22 protein-coding genes are annotated in these 22,495 nt (G+C 69.1%); 12 read left to right on the top strand and 10 right to left on the bottom strand.

The window, feature by feature from the left end; genetic code table 11:
• Window positions 1–25 precede the first annotated feature (25 nt).
• The 3 genes from ACFVIM_RS17840 to ACFVIM_RS17830 all read right to left on the bottom strand — a co-directional run bounded on the left by ACFVIM_RS17840 (window position 26) and on the right by ACFVIM_RS17830 (window position 4,075).
• Window positions 26–1,030 carry a hypothetical protein gene (locus tag ACFVIM_RS17840; RefSeq protein WP_384302145.1) on the bottom strand — a complete coding sequence of 335 codons (1,005 nt, stop codon included), beginning with the start codon at window positions 1,028–1,030 and terminating at the stop codon, window positions 26–28.
• Between the two features lie 274 nt (window positions 1,031–1,304).
• Window positions 1,305–2,303 (bottom strand): hypothetical protein, encoded by a 999-nt coding sequence (locus ACFVIM_RS17835; RefSeq protein WP_384302143.1) that lies wholly within the window; start codon window positions 2,301–2,303, stop codon window positions 1,305–1,307.
• The gene (locus tag ACFVIM_RS17830) at window positions 2,300–4,075 is read right to left on the bottom strand and encodes a DUF4157 domain-containing protein (RefSeq protein WP_384302141.1); all 1,776 of its coding nucleotides are present in this window, start codon (window positions 4,073–4,075) and stop codon (window positions 2,300–2,302) included. Before ACFVIM_RS17830 ends, ACFVIM_RS17835 begins: the two co-directional genes overlap by 4 nt.
• 199 nt (window positions 4,076–4,274) lie before the next feature.
• Between ACFVIM_RS17830 and ACFVIM_RS17825 the strand changes: the two genes are divergently transcribed.
• The 11 genes from ACFVIM_RS17825 to ACFVIM_RS17775 all read left to right on the top strand — a co-directional run bounded on the left by ACFVIM_RS17825 (window position 4,275) and on the right by ACFVIM_RS17775 (window position 11,711).
• A complete protein-coding gene (locus ACFVIM_RS17825; RefSeq protein ID WP_384302139.1) occupies window positions 4,275–5,444 on the top strand; it encodes a helix-turn-helix domain-containing protein in 1,170 nt (389 codons plus the stop codon).
• 130 nt (window positions 5,445–5,574) lie between these two features.
• Entirely contained in the window at window positions 5,575–6,744 is a 1,170-nt protein-coding gene (locus tag ACFVIM_RS17820; RefSeq protein WP_384302137.1) for a helix-turn-helix domain-containing protein, read from the top strand.
• 143 nt (window positions 6,745–6,887) lie between these two features.
• On the top strand, window positions 6,888–7,085 hold the full coding sequence (locus ACFVIM_RS17815; protein ID WP_384302136.1) for a hypothetical protein: 198 nt from the start codon (window positions 6,888–6,890) through the stop codon (window positions 7,083–7,085).
• Window positions 7,082–7,510 carry a hypothetical protein gene (locus ACFVIM_RS17810; protein ID WP_384302134.1) on the top strand — a complete coding sequence of 143 codons (429 nt, stop codon included), beginning with the start codon at window positions 7,082–7,084 and terminating at the stop codon, window positions 7,508–7,510. The genes ACFVIM_RS17815 and ACFVIM_RS17810 overlap by 4 nt, the downstream gene beginning before the upstream one ends.
• Before the next feature lie 51 nt (window positions 7,511–7,561).
• On the top strand, window positions 7,562–7,723 hold the full coding sequence (locus ACFVIM_RS17805; protein ID WP_384302132.1) for a hypothetical protein: 162 nt from the start codon (window positions 7,562–7,564) through the stop codon (window positions 7,721–7,723).
• Complete coding sequence (locus ACFVIM_RS17800; protein WP_384302130.1) at window positions 7,720–7,878, top strand: hypothetical protein; 159 nt, start codon at window positions 7,720–7,722, stop codon at window positions 7,876–7,878. Before ACFVIM_RS17805 ends, ACFVIM_RS17800 begins: the two co-directional genes overlap by 4 nt.
• A gap of 170 nt (window positions 7,879–8,048) precedes the next feature.
• On the top strand, window positions 8,049–8,966 hold the full coding sequence (locus ACFVIM_RS17795; protein WP_384302128.1) for a radical SAM protein: 918 nt from the start codon (window positions 8,049–8,051) through the stop codon (window positions 8,964–8,966).
• Window positions 8,967–9,764: a hypothetical protein gene (locus tag ACFVIM_RS17790; RefSeq protein WP_384302126.1), complete on the top strand. Its 798-nt coding sequence runs from the start codon at window positions 8,967–8,969 to the stop codon at window positions 9,762–9,764.
• Between the two features lie 63 nt (window positions 9,765–9,827).
• Window positions 9,828–10,676: a hypothetical protein gene (locus ACFVIM_RS17785; protein ID WP_384302124.1), complete on the top strand. Its 849-nt coding sequence runs from the start codon at window positions 9,828–9,830 to the stop codon at window positions 10,674–10,676.
• Complete coding sequence (locus ACFVIM_RS17780; RefSeq protein WP_384302123.1) at window positions 10,598–11,209, top strand: AAA family ATPase; 612 nt, start codon at window positions 10,598–10,600, stop codon at window positions 11,207–11,209. The genes ACFVIM_RS17785 and ACFVIM_RS17780 overlap by 79 nt, the downstream gene beginning before the upstream one ends.
• A 70-nt stretch (window positions 11,210–11,279) precedes the next feature.
• Window positions 11,280–11,711 carry an NUDIX domain-containing protein gene (locus tag ACFVIM_RS17775; RefSeq protein ID WP_384302121.1) on the top strand — a complete coding sequence of 144 codons (432 nt, stop codon included), beginning with the start codon at window positions 11,280–11,282 and terminating at the stop codon, window positions 11,709–11,711.
• A gap of 96 nt (window positions 11,712–11,807) precedes the next feature.
• On the opposite strand, the gene tgmC is transcribed toward ACFVIM_RS17775, so the two are convergent.
• The 7 genes from tgmC to ACFVIM_RS17740 form a co-directional block, all read right to left on the bottom strand.
• A complete protein-coding gene (tgmC, locus tag ACFVIM_RS17770; protein WP_384302119.1) occupies window positions 11,808–13,046 on the bottom strand; it encodes an ATP-grasp peptide maturase system methyltransferase in 1,239 nt (412 codons plus the stop codon).
• Window positions 13,047–13,307: 261 nt separating this feature from the next.
• Window positions 13,308–14,342, bottom strand: coding sequence for a transcriptional regulator (locus ACFVIM_RS17765; protein ID WP_384302117.1), 1,035 nt, complete (start codon window positions 14,340–14,342; stop codon window positions 13,308–13,310).
• A 142-nt stretch (window positions 14,343–14,484) separates the two neighbouring features.
• Window positions 14,485–15,309, bottom strand: a complete 825-nt coding sequence (locus ACFVIM_RS17760; protein WP_384302115.1) for a carbohydrate ABC transporter permease — start codon at window positions 15,307–15,309, stop codon at window positions 14,485–14,487.
• Window positions 15,306–16,112, bottom strand: coding sequence for a carbohydrate ABC transporter permease (locus ACFVIM_RS17755; RefSeq protein WP_384302147.1), 807 nt, complete (start codon window positions 16,110–16,112; stop codon window positions 15,306–15,308). The genes ACFVIM_RS17760 and ACFVIM_RS17755 overlap by 4 nt, the downstream gene beginning before the upstream one ends.
• Window positions 16,113–16,213: 101 nt before the next feature.
• Window positions 16,214–17,572, bottom strand: a complete 1,359-nt coding sequence (locus ACFVIM_RS17750) for an extracellular solute-binding protein (protein WP_384302113.1) — start codon at window positions 17,570–17,572, stop codon at window positions 16,214–16,216.
• Window positions 17,573–17,751: 179 nt separating this feature from the next.
• Entirely contained in the window at window positions 17,752–18,456 is a 705-nt protein-coding gene (locus ACFVIM_RS17745; RefSeq protein WP_384302111.1) for a response regulator, read from the bottom strand.
• Between the two features lie 154 nt (window positions 18,457–18,610).
• The gene (locus tag ACFVIM_RS17740) at window positions 18,611–20,236 is read right to left on the bottom strand and encodes an ATP-binding protein (RefSeq protein WP_384302109.1); all 1,626 of its coding nucleotides are present in this window, start codon (window positions 20,234–20,236) and stop codon (window positions 18,611–18,613) included.
• A gap of 103 nt (window positions 20,237–20,339) precedes the next feature.
• Between ACFVIM_RS17740 and ACFVIM_RS17735 the strand changes: the two genes are divergently transcribed.
• Complete coding sequence (locus ACFVIM_RS17735) at window positions 20,340–21,743, top strand: cation:dicarboxylate symporter family transporter (protein WP_384302107.1); 1,404 nt, start codon at window positions 20,340–20,342, stop codon at window positions 21,741–21,743.
• The last annotated feature ends 752 nt before the right edge of the window (window positions 21,744–22,495 follow it).

Below are 22,495 nucleotides of genomic sequence, written 5' to 3'. Positions count from 1 at the left end.
GTGCGGGGCCGCCGGTCCCGTGGTCTCAGGAGCAGGTGTACTGCGCCGGCCTGCTGATGTCGTTTCCGATGAGGGTCTTCTCGTCGTCGCTGATCGCCTTGATCGTGAACGTGTCGGAGACCGTGGTCAGCGGGTCGGAGACCACGCCATCGCGCCACAGGACGGGCCGAATGACCGACGCGACGTATTTCGATCCGCCCACGGTCCCGTGACCACCGATGGCCTTGGCCGAGAGAGCGCCCTGGGTGATCGTCCGTACCAGCGCACCTTGATCGTTCCATTCGGCCACGGCATAGCTTGAGCCGTTGTCCATGTCGCCCACCACACGCCCGTCCCGGATGGCATGGGGCGTGCTGAAGGGATGGGGGCCGGGCGCGTAGAGCGTGTGCCACTGACCGTTGACGTCCGTGACGAACCCCCTTCCCGCGCTGTGCCCGACGATCCGGCCCTGCTCGTCGATACCGGCGAGGATGGGGCTGCTGTCCGCGGGGGTGGCCAGTTCGCGGTACGTTCCGGGGGCGCTCGCCGGCCAGACCACCAGCACGCGCTTCAACCCGATGGAGGCGGTCCCGGCGATGTCACCGGCGTTGTTGATCACGTGCGCCGACGAGCCGCTCCAGTTCGGGCTGGACGGCAGCACGGTCGTCGCCCCGCCGCGGCTCACCGTCACGGCCGCCCAGGTGCCGTTGATGAGGTCGTCCCCCACGATCTTCCCGGACGTGTTGACATCCCGCAGATTGGGCGTGGCCGCGGGCAGCCGTAGCACGACCCTGCCGTTCTCCCACAGCGTGCCGCGCCTTTCCCGGTAGTCAAACGGCCAGTTCGTGGACCGGATACCCGTGATGCCGATCCCGTACCGGCCACCGTCGCTCGCGAGCAGCGTGCCGGAGGGCACGGTGGGCGGCAGTTCCCATGCCGTCTGCTGCCATTGGCAGGCCGCCGCCTGAGCCGTGCCCACGGGCAGCAGGAGGCCGAGGGCCGCCGTGAGCGCCGCGGCCACCACCATTCTTCTCGTACGTCGATTCGACAAGGGAGTCCTTCCTCGTGGGGAACGCACCGATTCGACGGCCGAGCCTGACAGCGTCCGCCGTGCCGGGTGAAGGACATTGCGTGAGGGCGAAAGAACGGCGGGGGCGAGCTCACCGCCGCCGAACGCGCCGCCCGCGCCGGCTATGACCACTCCCGCGCCACCGGCCGCCGCGTCCCCCCGTTCGACCTCTCACACGGGTGCGTCCGCGATCGGGGCGACGCGGTCGCCGCCGAGGTGGTGGCACATCGGCGCGGCGAGCGTGAGGTGCGGGGGTTCACCACGGGATGGACGACAGCAGCGCGTCGCGCTCCGGCTGCTCGTAGTACTGCTCGATGGCCGTGCGGACCGCCCGCGGGGCGGCCCTGGCCATCTCCGTCAGCACCGTCCCCCTGAGTGCGGCGGGGGCCCACGCCGAGGCGTCGACGAGGGGATCGGCCCACTCCACGTTCACGGCGACCAGGGCGCCGCCATGGGCCCAGAGCCACTCCGGGTCGTAGTCGCGGAAGGTCAGCGGGGTGTCGTCGGGGCCGATACCGGCCAGGGCCAGCTCCTTGGCGAGCGCGAGGGCCGGTCCGTCGACAGGGGCACCCTCGGTGTCCACCACCAGCAGTCTGTCGTGCAGCAGCCGGGCGGCGGCGGTGAGCAGCGAGGACGCGGGCTCGCGCGGATCCGGGACCCGGCCGAGCCACTCCCGGCGCCCGGCCACCGAGCCCGCCAGGAGTTCGGCTCCCGGGGCCTGCCGCTCGTTGCCGAAGAAGTCGTAGGCCGCCCGGACCAGACGCGGGTCCCCGGCGTTCAGCAGCCGGGCCACCGCCCGGCTCACCACCGGCTGTTCGGCGCCGAGAAGGCGGTAGAGCCGGGTGAGCCACCGGGCGTTCAGTTCGACACCGGGCGGATCGAACGGTGGGCGCAGGGCCGCCCCGGCGACCAGGGCGTCCCAATCGGTGGCCGCGTCCAGCTCCACCCCGTCGAGTACGAGAGGGAGTTCGACGTCCGGGTGCCCGGCGCACACCCAGTCCGTGAACGCCGGGTACAGATCGTCCGAGGCGTAGCCGATCCGGTCGATCCAGGCCGTGTGCCGCTGGTGGCAGCCACAGGCGTAGTGCCGGTCCTCCGTATCCGGCCGTGTGTGCGACCGCACCGGCTCACCGCAGCGGGTGCAGCGCAGCGCGTTGCAGCCGACGGGGGACGCCCAGCCGAACTCGAACGGCCGCGTTGGCAGCCAGAACCGGGCCCCCACCAACTGGGGGTAGGGATCGCAGTACGTCGTCATGCGCTCGCCGCCGCTCCCGCCGGTGCCGCTTCGCCGGGGAACTTCCCGTCCTTGCCGCAGGCTCGGAGCTCATCCTCGGTGAGCGGGTAGATATAACGGTAGATGTCCTGTGACTCATCGTACTCACAGCCGAATGGCTTGGCCGCGGCCATGATCTCGACAAGGGTGTGGTGACTGGCCCCGATGAGAAACGCGATGGACGCGAGCCGAGCCCCGTACGCGTCCGCGTCGAGCGCCTTGGCGGCACTCATCATCGTGTTCGTCGTGCCGGACGGTCCGCCGCCGAGCGGCAGACTGAGCTTGCGCTGCGCCTCCACCCAGCTGTTCCTCTCATTGATCATCCAGACCCTCGCACCGGCGAGCCACTTCAGGGCGTCCTGCTCCTTGTTCCACTCCGGATCGTCCTTCGTGTGCACTGCCTCCTGCCGGGCGCTGAAGTCGAGACCGGTCTCCGCGACGGTGTGTTCGGTACGCCCGGTCTGGCCCGGCTCCTCGTCGGGGTGCAGGGCCTTGAGCACCTCGTTGCGCTTGACGCGCGCCCCTGCCTGGTGTTCCACCGCCGAGTCCTCGGGAATGGGCGCGATATCACGGGTGGTGACGGTGGTCCGGGTGGCACCGGCCCTGCGCATATCGCGGCGGCTCGACCGCAGGACGCGCTCGTTCAGCTTGGCCGCCTTGATGTGCTGGTCGATCTCCCGCTGCTTCGTGGTATCGGCGAGATCCCGGGCCAGTACCTCGGTGAAGAAGCGCACGATATGGGTGTACCGCTCGCTCAGCGTGCCCTCATCGAAGACGGCCATCACATCGGCGACCGCCGTACCGACGAAGCCCGACTTCGCGACGTCGTCCTGGCCGACGACCTTGAAGACCTCCGCGAGCCGCTCATCGGCCTGATCCCAGGCGCCGCCCACCCCGCTGCGGATATACGCCTTGGCCTTCGTCGCCATATCGCCCATCGTGCCCTTGGCCAGGGGATGCGCGGACGCCGTGGCCGCGAGCCTGCGCTCGAACGCCATCGCCTCCGCCTCGAACTCCGGGTCGGCGGCCATCGACCGCCCGCTGGTGTTGGCGCCGAGCGTCAGCTCGGTCTCCACCCGCTGCACCGGGGCCGCGCCGCCGCCGCCGACAGCGGTGCTGTGCGTCGGGTGCGGCTCCGGGTCCGCCGTGCGGGCGCGGCCGGTCGGCCCGCTCATCACCCGTACCGCGTTGGCCTCCGCCTCGCGTTCGAACCGGTCGGACGGATCGGAGACACGAAGCCCCGCACCGTTGTCGGTCCCGGCGACCGGCCCCTGGCGCTGCTGGATGACATGCGTCAGCTCATGGGCCAGGGTGTGCCGGTCCCCACCGCCCTCACCGAGGACGATGTGGTCGCCGGAGGTGTACGCGCGGGCGCCGATCTCGGCGGCGGACCGCCTCGCCGCACTACCGGTATGGATACGGACAGCGGAGAAGTCGGCGCCCAGCCGGGACTCCATATCGCCCCGGGTGGCCCTGTCCATCGCCCTGCCGCCGGACCTCAGCACGGTGGGCACCGAGGAACGCTGGAACGCCGCGCCGACCCGGGCCCCGGGCCCCTCCTGATGGCCGCCCTGCTCCTCCTCCGCGCCCTCGTGCCCGGCCCGGCGCAGCAACTGGACCACCGCCGCGTTCCCGATGGTGCGCTGTAGTGTCCCCAGCCCCCACGACCGCGCGGCCCCCGGCGCCGTGTCGCGGGCGGGCCGGCGCTCGTCCCGCTCGACGCCGTGGTTCCCGGCCCTGTCCCGTACGTGCATGGAACGATCCCTCCTGCGTGGGAGAACACCGACTCTGCCTGGGTACGCCAGGACCGGCGCGGAGACCAGGTATCGGGGGGCAGGGTTAGGGGCACCGCGAGGGCACGACCTCTCGCCCGAGCAGCCCGTGTGATGGCCTACCGGAACCTCTTGACGTTTCGTCACCAACAGGTGTGGGAGTGCGGCGTACGCTCGTGGTATGGAGAACGCTACGGGCGTGCGTCTGAGGGAAGTTCGCAAGCGCCGAGGGCTCAGCCAGCGCGAACTCGCCGATACGTCAGGTGTGTCGCTCTCCCTGATCAGAAAGCTGGAACAGGGCGACTACGGGGTTCCGCGACTGGAGACACTGCGCAAGCTGGCGGTCGCGCTGCACGTTCCCACCATGCGGCTGGTAGGCAGGGAGCGGGAGAGCCCGTCAACGGAGGTCGTCCCGGGCGACCACTGGCGGTCCGTGAGACAAGCCCTGGAACATCCGTCTTCCGGGAGTGAACCAGGTGACGACGGGCCTACCTTGCGTGGGGTCCAGATGGTTCTGGACGCGGCTGGTCCGCTCTTCCGAAGAAATCAGTATGTGGAGTTGGCCCTTGTGCTGCCCTCATTGCTTCGCGACGCGGAAGCGCTGGAGAGGGGCGGGCGGGGCCTGCGGTCCAGATTGTTCGAACTCGCCGGAAAGTTGATGGTTCAGACCAGGCAGTTCGACGCGGCGGAGATCGCCATCGGGAGCGCGCTGGAGAACGCGCCGGAACAGATGGATGGGGCCTCGGCCATTAATACCCGGTGCTGGTTGCTGCTCCGCCAGGGCAAGTTGGACACCGCGCTCGCCCTCGCCGTCCAGTGGGCAGATGAGACGGAGCCGCGCTTGTCTCGTGCCACGACCGAGGAACTGTGTACCTGGGGCCTGCTGTGTCTAAGAGTGGCTGCGGCGGCCGTGCGGAACAACCAGAAGGAACAGGCGGAGGAGGCTCTGCGGTGCGCCAGAGCCGCCGCCGTCAAACTCGGACGGGACGTGGACAGCTACTTGTACCGCGGCTTTGGCCCATTGACCGTACACATGAAGCGTGCCGAGCATCTCGGCGTCTCTGAGAAGTACGACGGTGTGCTTCGGCTGGCTGAGAAGGGCCCGGCCCATCTTCTTCGCCCGGGTGGCAGTAAGGAGAATCGCTACATTCTCGATGTCGCCAACGCGCACGCGGAGAGACGACAGTACGTCGAGGCGTTCGAGAGGCTGGAAAGCCTCAGGACCCAGGCGCCCGAGTGGCTTCAGCACCAGAGGTACGCGCGTGATGTCCTCGGGAAGGTCATCACGGGGCGGCGGACGCTGAAGGCGGAGATGCGGACCATGGCGGATCTGCTGCGGCTGCCTCTGTAGCACCCTGGCGCATTTTGGCCCCGGGAAGCGCCAGCGCCTCCCTGCCTTTTGCCGCCGTTGTTGGGTGGTCGCCCGATCCCTCGTGCGCTTCGTCACCGTGGGGTGTGGGAGTGCGGCGTACGCTCGTGGTATGGAGAACGCTACGGGCGTGCGTCTGAGGGAAGTTCGCAAGCGCCGAGGGCTCAGCCAGCGCGAACTCGCCGATACGTCAGGTGTGTCGCTCTCCCTGATCAGAAAGCTGGAACAGGGCGACTACGGGGTTCCGCGACTGGAGACGCTGCGCAAGCTGGCGGTCGCGCTGCACGTTCCCACCATGCGGATAGTGGGCAAGGAGCGCGAGAGTTCGTCCATGGCTGTCGTGGCGGACGATCACTGGCGGCCGGTCAGGCGTGCTCTGGAGAACCGCTCCTACGGCGGTGACCCAGGGGAGGACGGGCCGACTCCGCGCGGTGTCCAGAAGGCATTGGACGCGGCCGGACCGCTCTTCCGGAAGAACCAGTACGTGGAGTTGGCTCTCCTGCTGCCTCCCATGCTCCGGGACGCGGAGGCCCTGGGGGAGCAGGGGCGCGGCCTGCGAGCCCGACTGTACGAACTCGCCGGAACGCTGATGGTTCAGACACGGCAGTTCGATGCGGCGGAGATCGCCATCGCCAACGCTCTGGAGAACGCGGTGGAGCAGACAGACGGGGCGGCTGCCATCAACACCCGGTGCTGGCTGCTGCTTCGCCAAGGCAAGCTGGACGCCGCACTCGCGCTCGCCGTCCGGTGGGCGGATGAGACCGAGCCACGCCTCACGCGCGCTACGGCACAGGAGCTCTGCGCCTGGGGGCTGATGTGCCTGCAAGTGGCCGCGGCCTCGGTAAGGAACAACGAGAAGGCGCAGGCGGAGGAGGCCCTCCGGATGGCGAGGGCGGCCGCCGTCGTACTCGGACGGGATGAGAACAGCTACCTCTACCGTTCCTTCGGGCCCATGAACGTGCGCATGAAGCGCGTGGAGTACCTCAGCGTCTCGGGACAGTACGACCACGTGCTTCAGATGGCCGACAACGGTCCGGCCCACCTTCTTCGCCCCGGGGGCAGCATGCACAACCGCTTCATCCTGGACGTCGCGAACGCCCATGCGGAGAGACGGCAGTACATCGAGGCGTTCGAGAAGCTGGAGGGCATCAGGGTGCATGCCCCGGAGTGGCTTCAGCACCAGCGGTACGCGCGCGATGTCCTCGGGAAGGTCATCACGGGGCGGCGGACGCTGAAGGCCGAGATGCGGACCATGGCGGATCTGCTGCGGCTGCCTCTGTAGCACCCTGGCGCATCCTGGCCCCGGGCCCGGGAAGTGCCATCGTCCGCCTAATGCGCTCTCCGTAATCTCTCCGTCACTCAGCCGAATATGGGCAGGTGATAGAGGTGCCGATGAGTGCATCGCGTGGACCGGGAGCAGGGGCTATGACCCGGTTATGGATCTGGACCGTCCATGCGCTGGCCGCCGCCGAAGGGCGGATCGGGCTCGGGTTCGAGTTGCTGCGGCTGCGCTGGGACTCCGGGTGTGTGGACGAGTGGCGCTGGGAGCTGGAGGCCGAGGCGTGTCAGGCGCGGCTTGACGCCGAGCTGGAGGGGCTGCTGGAGGACGGTGGTCCGGTGTGAGCGGGCCACCCGTTTCGTACCTCTGTTACGTCCTGGTGGAGGGGCCCGTCCACGGAAGCGGTGCCGTACTGCCGTACATCCTCGACGCGACGCGGACCCGGTCGCGGGAGACCGCGCTCGACTGGCTGCGGCAGCGCGGGCGGTGGGTGGCGGACCGGCTGGACCCGGACCCCGCCGTGTCGCCGTGGGTGACCGCGCTGATGCGGATGGGGCGGGTGCCGGTGCCGGACGCGCCGACGGAGATCCGGGTGTGGTGCGAGGATCCGGGCGAGGACCGGGCGGCGCGGGCGCGACTCGACCGGGGTGTGCCGGTCTCGGTCGTCATTCCGGACGGGCCCGATCGGTACACGCTCGCGATCTGTCCGCAGCGGGCACGCGTTCTCCTTGTTCAGCCGTATTTCCCGCTTGACGCGAAGAGGCGGTGAGCCGTGCCCCGTACTGGTCGTGAGGACGTTCTCGGGTCTCGGGAGAGCGTGATGGCCCGATACCGCGAGGGCGAGACCCTCAAGGCGCTCGCCGCCGAGTTCGGTGTGAGTGACGCCTGGCTGAAGAAGCAACTGATCCGCTGGGGCGTGCCCGTACGCGATGTGCGCGCCGCCCGCCTCCTCCGCGCACAGCAGCAAAGGAACCCCCGGTGAACGAGACCCCCCGCATTCCCGACTGCCAGACCTGCGACGACCTCACCGCCGCCGAACGCACCGCCCGCGTCGGCTACGACCACTCCCGCGCCACCGACTGCCGCGTCCTCCTGCGCCGCCACAGGGATGCCGACCACGCGGACGGTGTGCGCTGACACTCAGCCCGTTCGGCTTGCCCCGTGCCCGGACGGCGACCGGCTCCTGCGGCTCCTCGGGTACCCCGACCTGCGTAGAGCGACATCACCACACACTGATTGGAGAAGCAGTGACATATCTGGATCTCCCCGCAGTTCCGCCGCGAAGCGTACGTGAGATGGGCTCAGGGGTGGTGTTCGAGGGAGCTGGCCATCATTTCTCCGCTGCGCCGGCGGTGGACGTTGCGGCAGTCTCGGCTGCGGCGACGGTACCGCTCTCGGTGATCTTGCAAGTGACCAAAAGGTGCGACTTCGACTGCACCTTCTGCTCCGAGACGTTGCAGCTCCCGGATCCCACCCTTGAACAGCTCGACACCATGCGCACGAACCTCGCCGGAGTGGGCCGGGTATTCCTGTCCGGGGGTGAACCGTTGATGCGCAAGGACTTCCACGAGATCGTGCAGATGTACTACGGGGACTTCATCCTCGCAGTGCCGACCAACGCCACCCACGGCCTGAGCCACGCGCCCCGGATCGCCGGGAAAGTGGCGTTCGCCAACATTGGTCTGGAAGGCCCCAGGGCCACGGTCCGGCGGGTCCGTGGAGACTACGACAAGCAAATGGCGGGAGTGCGGGCCCTCCAGCAGCACGGCATCCCGCTGTCACTGTCAGCGGTGGTCTACAGGTCTACGCTCTCCGTGCTTCCGTTCACCATCCAGATCGGCGATGTGCTCAACGCTGGCAAGGTCAAGTTCATTCTCCCGCTCCGCAAGGGCAATGCGCTGAACCTCGCCGAGCACGAGTTCATCACCCAAGACGAGGCTGAGAGCGCATTCCAGCAGCTCAAGGGCTTACGCGCGGAGCACCAGTGGTCACCCGCGCTTCGGCTGACGACCTGGACGCCCGAGAACGAGGGGCACATGATCGTGGTCGAGCCGAACGGGGTAGCCCGTGCTTGGCCGGTCTACGACGCGAAGGATCTGTGGGAACCGCTGGGGAACGTCCTAGAGGAGCCGATCACCGCTATCTGGGAACGGTATCGGTTCAAGGAGAACCACTACGCGAAGTACCTCGGCCGTTCCATTCACACCGTGGCTCAGGGGATCTGAGTGCGGTCGATCACGAATCTCGGCTGGCCGGACACACCGTTTGGGTCGACCGGGCGGCCCGTGCAGCGCTCGGTGCAGTGGCTGACCGGCCTGTCATGTCAGTGGACGGACACCGGACAAGAACCGACGCTGGTTGGTGCCGCCGCAGTGCTGATGCCGGTCCACCGTACGCGATCCACACCAGTTAGTGCCGACCTGGCGCACTTCGGATTCATGGTGCTGATGGCCGAGGCCGTCCCCGATACCGGTCTCCTGGATGCTTTGGACGCGTTTCTTGTGCAGGCACGGCGCCAGGCAAGGATCATCTCCTGGCACTCTGCCGCCGACGACCTACAAGCTCTTCGTGATCTCGCGCGGTCCTGCGACGGGCACCGGCATCCGGGTGTGACTTCCTTGTCCGAGGCATGGGTCGATCGCCAGAAGCCTGAGCGCGATACGGCGCATTGCGTGGACACGGCTCTGGCGCTCGGACCCGGGTCCGTGATCCGTGAAACCGCCGAAGCGCACGCCCTGATGGTCTCCGATGCGCTGCTGTTACCGCAGTATCCGACCCACGGGCAGAAGCGCCACCGCGTTCTGGCCGAGGGCAGCGGGACAGCCCTGATGACCGAATCGATCGCCGTCGATGCCCTTGCCCAGGCGCTGATCACGACTCTGCTCGGCGGGAAGGCGACAGGTCATCTGCACTGGGGCGGGAAAACCCTCAACGATGACGGCGCGCTGGACATCTACGCCATGATCGATGCCGTCGCCTGGGGCCATTTCCCGTCGGTGTTTCTCCGCACACTCAACCAGTAGCCGAGTAGCTTGCTGTGGGGGTCGCGGGCACCGGGTGCGCGGCCCCGGAAACGGCAGGAAAACATGATCACTATCAGCAGCGCGCGATCCCACCAGCCGCCGAAACGCCGTACGGGAACGGTTCGTATCGCATCTCTCGATGTCGAGTGGACCAAGAACTACCGGATCAAGAACGGCAACCGCCCCTTCTGTTACTCGATCGTCTGGCTTGACTTGCCCGCCAGATCGTCAGTCGACCTGGCCGATGTCTCGTTCGCCTTCACCAGCGTGTACGTCGAAGACTCCACGGAGGAAAGCGACCTCGTGGCTTCTGCCGCCGCGACCCTACGGATCGCGAGCGAGCACGCTGACCTCATCACCGGACACCAGCTCTGCTCCGATCTCGCCGTCCTGGCTGCCAATGCATCTCAGGAGGACGCCGACCTGATGCTGGCCCGTTCCCAGTGGAAGACACGCCGAACAGGCACTCCTGACACTGCACAGTATGTGGACACCCGATATGACGCCGGGCATCTGCTCACCGGTACATCCCGGCGGCTCGTTGATGTCTGCACCGAACTCGGCCTTGACGTCACTCAGCCCGAATTGCGCGGCACATCAATGCCTGCCCTGCACCGTCGGTGGACTGACGGCGCTGACACCGAGGGCCGTGAACGCGTCAGTGTCCTCAACTTGCGCCACTCCCTGTCTACCGCCTACGTCGCTGCTCGCACCGAGGGCCTGGGGCACTGGGCTCCCGACGGGTTGAACATCAACCGAGTGCTCGCGCGCGGAGCCGACGGCGCCTGGGGCTGGCTCACACACCCGACCTTCACCGTCCTACTGGAGGGCGCATGCCGATCCGAAGCTGCAAAGTTATCGCTGTCGAAGGCACGCAAGCAGCAGGCAAAACGACGCTCGTCCACGCGCTGACCGCACACTTGCGCGAGCGGTCCGTCAACGTCCTGTGTACCGGCGAGCCCGCACGGTCCAGTCCTTTCATGGAGGAGATCGTTCTTCACCGGAAAGGGAACTTCGACCTCGCAGCTGAACTCGATCTTTTCGCCCAGCAGCTCACGGTTCCCCTGCGGGCGGCACGTAACCAGCAACTCCTCATCACCGACAAGACCCCCGCCAATGTGCTCGCCCTCGCCCGGTTGGTCCTTGACATCACAGAACCCAGGACTGGAGCCGTTCTTGCCGCTTGTGACGCGCTGTGCCGTGCCTGGATGCCCGCCGCGTATGACCTGATCTTGTACTGCCGCGACCGCTTCGACCAGAAGGCGGGCGGTGACCGGATGAGGGAGAAGGTTCTCTCGCTCCAGGAAGAGTCCGATCACGTCATCTTCCAAGCATGCGTGGACACTGGTGTCCCCATCCTCGAAGTGCCCACCGGAATGAGCACTCATGAGCGTGTCCAGTGGGTAGCTGAGCGTGTTACTCATCTCGGGGTAGCGGCGACCTGACCGACGGCTACAGTCCTCCAACGATTCGTACCGTTCCGTTGGAGGACCAGTGCCGCAAAGCCAGCACCCCGTGAACGACGTCATGATCATTTTGGAGCGCGGCAACTCCCTGCTTCTCGCCGAACGCAAGGACACCGGCTATGCCGATGGCCTCCTGAACCTGCCGTCCGGCAAGGTCGAGCACAACGAGGACGTCTACGACGCGGCCATCCGCGAGGCGGAAGAGGAGATCGGCGTCCGACTGCGGCGGGAGGCCCTACGGCTCGTCCATGCCATGTACTTCCGTAACCCCGAGGGCCAGACCCGGATCGGCTGGTTCTTCGCGACGGACGAATGGGATGTCGAACCATTCAACGCCGAACCTCACAAGTGCGCGGGTGTCGCATGGCATCACCGTGACCACTTGCCTGACAACACGGTCCGCTACAACGCTCTGGGGATCGGGCACTACATCAAGGGCGAGCCGATCTCTGTTCACTGGCATGACTCGCACATGAGTTGAAGACCTCTCGTGCGGCCACCGCAGGGGGCGTGAGGCTTTCCCACTGGCTCTCGACGGATGGTGAGGGGCCCCGGATCGTGAGTGCCCCTCACCCCTTCACCGCGCCAGTGTGTCGGTTCGGGTGCGCCGTGCGGGCGGGAGCCAGGTGGGCAGAGTCCAGCTCGGGCCGTCGGGGGTGTCGAGACGCACCGTCTGTTCGGTGGGGGTGACGGTGAGGGTGAAGGCGGTCTGCGGGGGTGAACCGGCCGTCTCCCAGGCGTCGATGGCGGCTTCGATGTCGTCCCAGAGCCGGTGCGGCCCGCCCTGCCGAACGAGGAATCCGCTCTCATCGCTGGTGGGGGTCAGGGTGGCGAAGGAGCCGCTGCTGACATCGATGGCGTGATAGAGCCACGGACCCCCGTCCGCCCTGGTGGAGAGGCCTTGGGCTCCCGGGGCCGCGAGCTGGGCGAGGAACAGGGGAATCCAGCTCTGGAAGACCTCCCGGTCGTGGCGGGCCGGACGTTCGTCGGACGGCTGTCGCAGCAGGTCCGAGTAGTCATCGAGAGCGGGAGCCGCGTGAGGGCGGGCGATCATGAAGGAGACCATGCCGGGCAGGAAGCGGCCCTCGGCGGTGCCGTTCTCGCCGACGGTGAGGCGGGCAAGGCCGGAGCCGGAGAGCCAGCCCGACACGGTGGTGAGGATCGTGCCCCCCGGTGTGACCTGGCGCAGCCACGCAGGCGGGATGGTCCGTACCGAGCAGGTGGCGATCAGGTGGTCGTAGGGGCCGCCCTCCTCGTCACCGAGGAGGCCGTCGCCGTGGATCAGGCGCGGTGTGTATCCGGCGCTGGTGATCGCGGTACGGGCGCGAGCGGCGGCGGCCGGGTCGTACTCGATCGAGGTGACGTGGTCACTGCCGAGGCGGTGGCACATCAGCGCGGTGGAGTAGCCGGTGCCGGTGCCGATCTCCAGCACGCGGGCACCGTCCTTGGGGGCCAGGTCCTCCAGCATCCGGACGACAAGGCCGGGGAGGGTGGAAGAGGACGTGGGCTCGCCGCCGACCGGGCCGTCGACGTCGCCGGGGTGCACACCGCCGTCGAGCTGGGTGACGAGGGTCTCGTCCGCGTACACGTCCTCCAGCCATGCGTCGGTGCCTTCGGCGTCGGGCAGTGCCGGAGTCCACAGGGTTCCCCGGGGCCCGTCGCCGCGACGGAAGAACGCCGGTACGAAGACCTCGCGGGGTACTGCGGTGAGGGCGGCCCGCCATGCGGCCGAGCGCAGCAGCCCGGCGTTCTCCAGCCGGTCGGCCAACCGCTCACGTAGTCGCGCGGCACGGTCGTCGGGGGCATGATCGGTCATGCGGAGAGTCCCTTCTCCAGTACGTCGGCGAGTGCGACGGCGATGGCCGTCCGGGTCGGGCGGTTGACCAGTGCCCGATACCCGTCGGGCACATCCATCCCACCAAAGGACATCCTGGCCGTACTGGAAACCGAAGGTCCGGAGAATGAGGCCCAGGCTGTTCCTGGGCTGTCGAACTCCGGCCTGTGCATCGGTGGGTACCGCGATGTGGTCGAAGATGATCCGGTTGTACTTTCGACGGAGTACTGGGCGGGCGAGGGCTTACGTCTGTCGGGCGTGGGGCCTCTGACGCGTCATCTCGTGGGCGTACTCGTAGAGTGCGCGTGCGGTCGGATTCCTCAGGAACGGCTTGAGTGACTTCATCATGGTCGTGATCTTGCGATCCACGCGGCCGGACTGGATGGCGGGGTAGGCGCGCAGAGCGTTTTTCCATGTGGCACATGCGGCCTCTAGGTGGCCGAGTTCCATTTCCCGCTCTGCGAGTAACGCGCCATCGAGCACGGCGCGGCGATCACGCCTCCGGTCTCGTAATTCGAGATAGCGCTTGATGGACTCCAGGGAGCCCGTCTTGTCTCCCAAACCGTACGTGACGTGAGCGATGTCGAACTCCAACACGGCCTCCCGATAGCGCCCCATCACCACTCTGCTTGAGGACGCTGTCTTGTTCATCTCTCCCTCCGCCTCCCGTAGGGAGGAGAGTGCCGATCGTGAATCGCCGGTGAGGGCGCTCGCGTAGGCGAGCTGTCCGGCGAGAAATGCTCGGACATTGGATTCGAGTGTGCGTTTATCCGCCATGGCTGCCGAGGTCAGTGCGACTGCGGTCGTGTGGCGTCCGAGCTGGAGTGCCTGGGAACTCATGCCGTGCAGCGCCAGAGAGTATGCGTTTCTGTCGTTCGCTGCTTTGGCCAGCTCCATTGCCTTGAGGTAATATCCCTGCCCTAGGCTCTGATATTCGTCGTCAACGGCCATATAGCCGATGAGATAGCACAGGTTGGCAGCCGCTGAGAACATCCCGCTGCGCGTGTGTTCGGATCCGGACGCGGAGAGAAGCGGGACGACCGTGTCGATGAGGAAGGCTGCCGCTACCGGACGGGTACCGCGTCCGCCGAGCTGGTAGTCGAGATCGGAGAAGCGCTGTGTCATCGCGGTGACCATCGCGATCTCCCCGTCGCCCATGCGGCGTAATCTGCCTGATGAGGTCGTCTCGATTCTCTCGACAGTCTCGTTCCACGCGGGAATCGCCGTGGCGATGGAAAGGACCCCGGCGTTGAGTAGCGTGCGGCGGGACGGTCCCATAGCAAGCCTCCCACGTTCGACAAGCTCGTTGACTGCTCCGTGCTGGATGTTGCGGAGCTACGACCACTCCCGCGCCACCGACTGCCGCGTTCTTCTCCGTCGACACCGGGACACCGACCACGCCGACGGCGACCGCTGACCCTCACCCCTTCACCGCGCCCCCCAGTGCGAACCCGCCCCCCAGCCGCCGTGCGATCAGCAGGTACAGCAGCAGCACCGGGACCGAGTACAGGAGGGAGAAGGCGGCGAGCTGGCCGTAGACGACGGAGCCGTAGTTGCCGAAGAAGGTGAAGACGGAGACGGAGGCGGGGAGTTTGTCGGGGGTGAGGATCAGCATGAAGGGGACGAAGAAGTTGCCCCAGAGCTGGATGAAGGTGTAGCCGGTGGCGACGGCGACGCCCGGGCCCATCAGGGGGAGGACGACGCGGGTCAGGGTCTGGAGGGTGGTGGCGCCGTCGGTGCGGGCGGCTTCTTCCAGGACGAGGGGGACGCCGTCCATGAAGTTCTTCATCAGCCAGATGGTGAAGGGGAGTTGGGAGGCGGCGAGGAAGAGGGCCGTTCCGGGGAGGCTGTCCACCAGGTTGACGCGGACGAAGAGGGCGTAGACCGGGACCATGACCGCCGTGATCGGCAGGCAGGTCGTGAAGAGGATGGTCAGCAGATAGGGGCGGGTCAGCCGGGAGCGGTGGCGGGAGAGCGGGTACGCGGCGAGCGCCGCGCCCACGATGGTCAGGGCGGTCGCCCCGCCGCACAGCAGCAGGCTGTTGAGCATCGGGGTGAAGGTGATCTCGTCGGTGAGGACGGCGGAGAAGTTCTCCCCGGTGACGGTGGAGGGGATACGGACGCGCAGGTCGGCCTCGGCGTTGACGGAGGAGAGGACCAGCCAGAGCAGGGGGAGCGCGAACGCGGCGGCGATGACCAGCAGGGCGGCGTCGGCGGCCGGTCGGTAGCGGGGCCCGCCGGTCATAGCTCCACCTTCGTCAGTCGCAGGTACACCACCGAGAAGAGGGCGCCCACCAGCAGGAGCAGCAGCGCGACGGCCGTTCCGTAGCCGATCAGGCTCTTCACGAACGCCTGGTCGTACATGAAGACCGGCAGGGTCTGGCTCCGGCCGCCCGGTCCGCCCCGGGTCATCGCCCAGATCAGTCCGAAGACGGAGAGGGTGGAGAGGGTGTTGAGCATCAGATTGGTGCCGATGGAGCGGCGGATCAGCGGCAGCGTGATGTACCAGAGGTTCCGGACCGGGCCCGCGCCGTCGACCCGGGCCGCCTCCACCACATCGCGGGGGATCTCGGCGAGGGCGGCCGAGTAGATCAGCATCGAGAACGCGGTCCCGCGCCAGACGTTGGCGAAGGAGACCGCGAGGATCGGCAGGGTGAAGAGCCAGTTCTGGCCGGGCAGTCCCAGCCAGTCCAGGACCGCGTTGAGCGATCCCTCGCGGCGGAAGAAGGCGTAGAGGAGGAAGGCGGCGACGATCTCGGGGAGGACCCAGGCCGTGACCACCAGGGTGCCGGTGATCGTGCGGACCGGGCGGGAGGCGGAGCGCATCAGCCCGGCGAGGGCGAGGCCGAGGGTGTTCTGGCCGATCACCGCCGAGACGATGGTGAAGACCAGGGTGAGCCAGACCGCGCGGCGGAACTCCTCGTCGGCGAAGGCGCGGCGGAAGTTCTCCAGGCCGGTGAACTCCGCCCCGGCGGAGCCGGTGAGCTGGGTGTCGGTGAAGGCGATGGCGACGCAGTAGGCGATCGGCCCGGCGAGGAAGAGCAGCATGAGGAGGGTGGCCGGGGCGAGGGGGAGCCAGCGCAGCCATCGGATTCCTCGCGGGTGCGCTCCGGGGGAGGGCCGGGCCGCACGTTCTTCCGGGGCCTCGCTCACTCCCGCGTCACCGCGCCATCGGTGATCGTCCGCAGGCTCTCGTCATAGGCGCGGGCCGCCTGAGCGGGGGAGGAGTCGCCGGTCGTCACCGCCTCCATCGCCTCGCCGATGGCGGTGGAGACCTGGGGGTAGACCGGCAGCGCGGGCCGGTAGTGGCTGTAGCGGACCAGTCCGGTGAAGAAGTCGACGCCCGGCATGGAGGTGCGGTACGAGCGGGCCGCCGCGACATCGTCACGGACCGCGATCTGCGCCGCGACCACACACCAGCGGGTGGCGTTCGCGGCGGTCTGGAGCGTACGGATGAAGGAGAAGGCGAGGTCCGGGTTGTCGGCGCGGGCCGGGACCGACCACGCCCAGCCGCCGGACATCGAGACCGCCCCCGGGGCCTGGCCGTGCTGGGTGGGCATCGGTGCCCGGGAGAGTTCGCGGCTCCAGTCCGGCCATTCCTTGGGGCCCTTGTTGATCCAGTTCTGCCCCATCCAGGAGCCGTCGAGGGAGATGGCCAGCTTGCCCTCGGGCAGCCACTCGGTGGCGACCCGGGTGCCGATATTGGGGTCGAGGGCGTCGGAGACCTCGGGGCCGAGCTTCTCGCGGTAGACCGTGCGCACGAATCCCAGTGCGTCACGGAAGCCCGGCGAGCCGCTGACCCACTTCTTCGCCTTCGCGTCGTAGAGGGGGTCGGCGCCGGTTCCGTAGAGCAGCATCTCGAAGCCCTGCATCACGGCGGCCTCGCCGGGGGCCTTGCCGGTGTAGACGTTGAACGGGATGACGCCGGGCACCCTCCTCTTGATCTGGCGGGCGGCGTCGAGGACGTCGGCCCAGGTGCGTGGTTTCCAGTCGGCGGGCAGCCCGGCGCGGGCGAAGATCTTCCGGTTGAACCACAGGCCCCGGGTGTCGGTGCCGTCGGGGACCCCGTAGGTCTTGCCGTCCTCGGCGCGGGCGGCGGCCTTCGCGCCGGGCAGGAACCGTCTCCAGTCGGGCCAGGAGGCGAGCTGGTCGTCGAGGGGCCGGAGATATCCGGCGGTGATGTCGGAGTTGATGCGGAAGGTGTCCTCGTAGACCAGGTCCGGCGCCGTCTTCGCGGAGCGCATCATCTGCTGCGCCTTGGTGGCGTAGTCGTTGTCGGGGGCCTGTACGGGGATGAGCTTGACCTTCTTGCCCGGGTTCGCCTTCTCGAACTGGTCCCGGACGGACTCCAGATGCTGGTCCTTGAACCGGATCTTGTTGTCCGTGGAGCGGTTGTAGACGACCGTGATGGTGTCCGGGTCCCCGCCCGTGTCGCCGCCGCAGGCGGTGAGCAGGGGGAGGGTGAGGGCGGTGGTGAGAGCGAGGGCCAGTGGGGTGGTGGGGCGCACGGGCACGACCTCCTCGGAGCCGGGCTCCGGGGCCGGGGCCTCGGAGGGCTGCCGTGCGACCGTAGGACCGGCCCGCTGGGAGGGTCAACCCCTCATACGGGCGAGCGCGGGCGGGGTGCGGGGACCCCACGGGGTGCGCGGGGTGTCCGTCGCCTGAGCCGCCCGGCACCCGGGGTGGGTCAGCGGCTCGCGGGAATCCAGCGGTACTGGAGTTCGGGGCGGCCTATCTGCCCGTACTGGGGGCTGCGCGCCGCCCGGCCCTCGGTCACCAGGTGCTCCAGATAGCGGCGGGCGGTGATCCGCGAGATCCCGACGGCGACGCCGGTCTCGGCGGCGGTCAGCCCGGACGGGCGGTCGCGCAGACAGCGGGTGACCGCCTCCAGGGTGGGGCCGCTGAGCCCCTTGGGCAGGGCGCCGCCCTGGGGGGCGCGCAGTGCCGACAGCGCCCGGTCGACCTCGTCCTGGCCGCTGGCCTCCCCGGCGGCGGCCCGGAAGTCGGCGTACCGGGCGAGCCGGTCCCGCAGGGTGGCGAAGGTGAACGGCTTCAGTACGTACTGCACCACTCCCAGCGAGACACCCTCGCGCACGATCGCCAGATCCCGGGCGGAGGTCACCGCGATCACATCCGCCCGGTGCCCGGCGGCGCGCAGGGAACGCAGCAACTGGAGGCCGTGGCCGTCGGGGAGGTAGAGGTCCAGCAGCAGCAGATCCACCCGGGTACGCTCCAGCACCCGCACCGCCGCGGCCCGTGAGTGCGCCACCCCGGCGACGGTGAACCCGCTCACCCGACCCACATAGAGCGCGTGCGCGTCGGCGGCCACCGGGTCGTCCTCGACGACCAGGACCCTGATCGGCCCGGCGTCGGCACCGGTCTCGGCGGTCATACGGGTACCTCCGCGCGGGTGGGGGCTGGGGTGGTCGTGCGGTCCGTACCGCGAGGTCGTGTTGTCGTACGGGGTCGGGGTCGCCCGGTCGCCGTACGGGCGGGGTGCGGCGCGACCGTACGGATCCCGGTACCGGTGCGGGGGCGGCGCGCGCTCACGCCGGGGCCTCCGCGCGCAGCGGCAGCCGGACGGTGAAGCGGGCGCCGCCGTCCGGGCCCCGGTCCAGCTCCACCGTGCCCCCGCCCCGGTGCACGGCCTGCCGCACCAGGGCCAGGCCCAGGCCACGGCCCGAGCCATGGGTGGACCAGCCACGGCGGAAGACATCCCCGGTGGCGGCCGGGTCGACGCCCGCGCCCGTGTCGTACACCCGCAGCAGCAGTTCCCCCGCGTCGGCGCGGGCGGTCACGGTGACCCGGGCCCGCGCGGGGCGGGCGGTCTGATCCGGGCGGGGCTCCACGGCGGCGGCCGAGGCCGCGTCGACCGCGTTGTCGATCAGATTGCCCAGGATGGTGACGAGATCGCGGGCGGGCAGCGACGGCGGCAGCACCCCGTCGTCGATGGAACTGTCCTCGGTGAGGACCAGCTCCACCCCGCGCTCGTTGGCCTGGGACGCCTTGCCGAGGAGCAGCGCCGCGAGCACCGGCTCGCCGACGGCGCCCACCACCCGGTCGGTCAGCTCCTGTGCCAGTTCCAGCTCGGCGGTGGCGAACTCCACCGCCTCCCCGATCCGGCCCAGTTCGATCAGCGAGACCACGGTGTGCAGCCGGTTGGCGCCCTCGTGCGCCTGGGAGCGCAGCGCCTGGCTGAAGCCGCGCTCGGAGTCCAGCTCCCCGGAGAGCGCCTGGAGTTCGGTGTGGTCCCGCAGGGTCACCACCGTGCCGCGCCGCTGGCCGCCGACGACCGGGCGGGTGCTGACCACGATCACCCGGTCCGCCGTCAGATGGACCTCGTCCACCCGGGGCTCGGAGGCCAGCAGGGCGCCGGTCAGTGACGCGGGCAGCCCCAGCTCGGCCGCCGGGCGTCCCACCGCGTCACCGTCCAGGCCCAGCAGTTCCCGGGCGCCGTCGTTGACCAGGGCGATCCTGCGCTGTCCGTCCAGCATCAGCAGCCCCTCGCGCACCGCGTGCAGGGCGGCCTGGTGGTAGTCGTGCATCCGGCTCAGCTCGCCGGCGTTCATCCCGTGGGTGTGCCGCCGCAGCCGGGCGTTGATCACATACGTACCGGCCCCGCCGAGCGCGGTCGCCGCGAGCGCCGCCACCACCAGGGCCGTGACCTGCTCCCGTACCCGCTCGCCGATCCGCTGGACCGTGATACCCGCACTGACCAGACCGACGATCCGCCCCTCGTCGTAGACGGGGACGACGGTACGGATGGAGGGACCCAGCACCCCCATGTGCCGCTCGCTGAAGGTCTCGCCGCGCAGCGCCGGTCCGATCCCGCCCAGGTACTGGCGGCCGATCTGCTCCGGCTCGGGATGGGTCCAGCGGGTCCCGTCCGGGGCCATCACCACCACGAACGCCACCCCCGCCGCCCGGCGCACCCCCTCCGTATACGGCTGGAGCAGCGCGCTGGGATTCGCCGAGCGCGCGGCCGCCACCACCGACGGGGAGCGTGCGACGGCCGTCGCCGTCGCCGTCGCCTGGAGCCGCGCCGTCTCCTCGGCCTGCGAACGGTCGGTGACATACGCGAAGAGGGAGCAGCCCATGACGATCGCCGCGACGAGGACGACCTGCATCGCGAAGAGCTGGCCCGCGAGGCTGCGCGGGCGGGGTATGCGCATGCGCCTTAGTGTGCACGCCGCATTTCGTGTGAACGAAACGTACGTAACGGTGACCGGCGTCACAGCCGTGGTGGATAGTCGCGGAAATCCATACGGGACATGGATGGCGTTTCACTGTAATGAGGAGGGACCCGTGGCTGAGTCCGGCAAGCGGGATCGTACGCACTATCTCTATATCGCGGTCATCGCAGCCGTCGTACTCGGTGTGATCGTGGGCTTCGCCGCCCCCGGCGTCGCCGTTGAGCTGAAGCCCATCGGTACCGGGTTCGTGAATCTCATCAAGATGATGATCTCCCCGGTCATCTTCTGCACGATCGTGCTGGGAATCGGCTCGGTACGACAGGCCGCCAAGGTCGGGGCGGTCGGCGGGCTCGCGCTCGGCTACTTCCTCGCCATGTCGACCGTGGCGCTCGCCATCGGTCTGCTGGTCGGCAACTTCCTGGAGCCCGGCGCCGGTCTGACGATCACCGAGGGCGCCAAGGAGGCCGGTGCCGCGGCCGCCGAGAAGGGCGGCGGCGAGTCGACCGCCGACTTCCTGCTCGGGATCATCCCCACGACCCTGGTCTCCGCCTTCACCGGCGGTGAGGTGCTCCAGACGCTGCTGGTGGCGCTGATGGCCGGGTTCGCGCTCCAGGCGATGGGCGCCGCCGGTGAGCCGGTGCTGCGCGGTATCGGGCACATCCAGCGGCTCGTCTTCCGCATCCTCGGCATGATCATGTGGGCCGCCCCGGTCGGTGCCTTCGGCGCCATCGCGGCCGTGGTCGGGGAGACCGGCGTCGACGCGCTGAAGTCGCTCGCCGTGATCATGATCGGTTTCTATGTCACCTGCGCGCTGTTCGTCTTCGTCATCCTCGGCGGACTGCTGAAGCTGGTCGCGGGCATGAACCTCTTCTCGCTGGTGAAGTACCTCGGCCGGGAATTCCTGCTGATCGTCTCCACCTCGTCGTCGGAGTCGGCGCTGCCGCGACTGATCGCCAAGCTGGAGCACATGGGCGTGAGCAAGCCCGTGGTCGGCATCACCGTGCCCACCGGCTACTCCTTCAACCTCGACGGCACCGCGATCTATCTGACGATGGCCTCGCTCTTCATCGCCAACGCGATGGGCGACCCGCTGAGCGCCTCCGAGCAGATCTCCCTGCTGGTCTTTATGATCATCGCCTCCAAGGGCGCGGCCGGGGTCACCGGCGCGGGCCTGGCGACCCTCGCGGGCGGGCTCTCCTCGCACAAGCCCGCGCTGGTCGACGGGGTGGGCCTGATCGTCGGCATCGACCGCTTCATGAGCGAGGCGCGCGCCGTGACGAACTTCGCCGGGAACGCGGTCGCGACCGTGCTGGTCGGTGTCTGGACCAAGGAGATCGACAAGGAGCGGGCCGCCGCCGTACTGGCGGGGAAGATCCCGTTCGACGAGACGACGCTGACCGACGACGGGCACGGCGCCCCGGTGGAGAGCGCCGCACCCGCCGGGACGGCGGCCGACGCCGGGTCCCGGGAGCCGGCGAAGGTCTGAGAGAACGCGGAGGCCGGGACGGTCCGGGGCCGGTGTGACGGCCCCGGAGACCGCCGTCACCGGCCGGGAGAGGGCGCGGACCCGAGAGACGGGCTGAGACGGGGTGAGGACGATGAGGCGGAGAAGTCCGGCACATTCGGCGCCGACGGCACCCGGGGCGTTACGCCCCGCGGAGGCCGGGCCACAGGGGGTCCGGCGAGCGGCGCGGTGCGGGTGGCGCGGTGACCGTGCCCGGTCCGTGGCGCCGGGAACGCGCCCCCGCGCCGCGCGGTGCGGGGGCTGGGGCTGGGATCCGGCGCTCTGGCCGACCGGCCGGGGGAGGGTTCCGGGCGCGTTCGGCGGCGCGGGCGGGTGTGGTGCGGTGCCGCGTAGTGCTGTGGTGCGTACCGCTGTGGTGCGTACCGCTGTGGTGCGGTGTGCCCCGGTGCGGGGCGGGTCGCCGCGGCGCGGGAGCGCGATACGGCGTACGGTTCCGGCCCTTCTGCGACCGCTTCAGGACGTCTCCGCCGCCCGGGCGCGGGGGAATCATGTTCCCGGTGGCTGGGATCCGGCCTACGCGGGCGGGGTTCCGGCCCGCGCGGACGGGGTTCCGACGTACGCGGGCAGGGGCCCGGCCCGCGCCGGCCGGGGTCCGGCCGGTGCGGGCGAGGGCCCGGCCTACCAGGTGCCCAGCGCGTCTCCGTCCCTCCACGCCCCGGCTCACGCCCCGGCCCACGCCGGAGTGTGACCCCTCAGACGGGCCCGTGCGGGTG

This window comes from Streptomyces sp. NPDC057638, assembly GCF_042800315.1.
Lineage (GTDB): Bacteria > Actinomycetota > Actinomycetes > Streptomycetales > Streptomycetaceae > Streptomyces.
The sequence above is the reverse complement of the archived record's forward strand: the minus strand, read 5'-3'. Positions and strand labels throughout refer to the sequence as shown.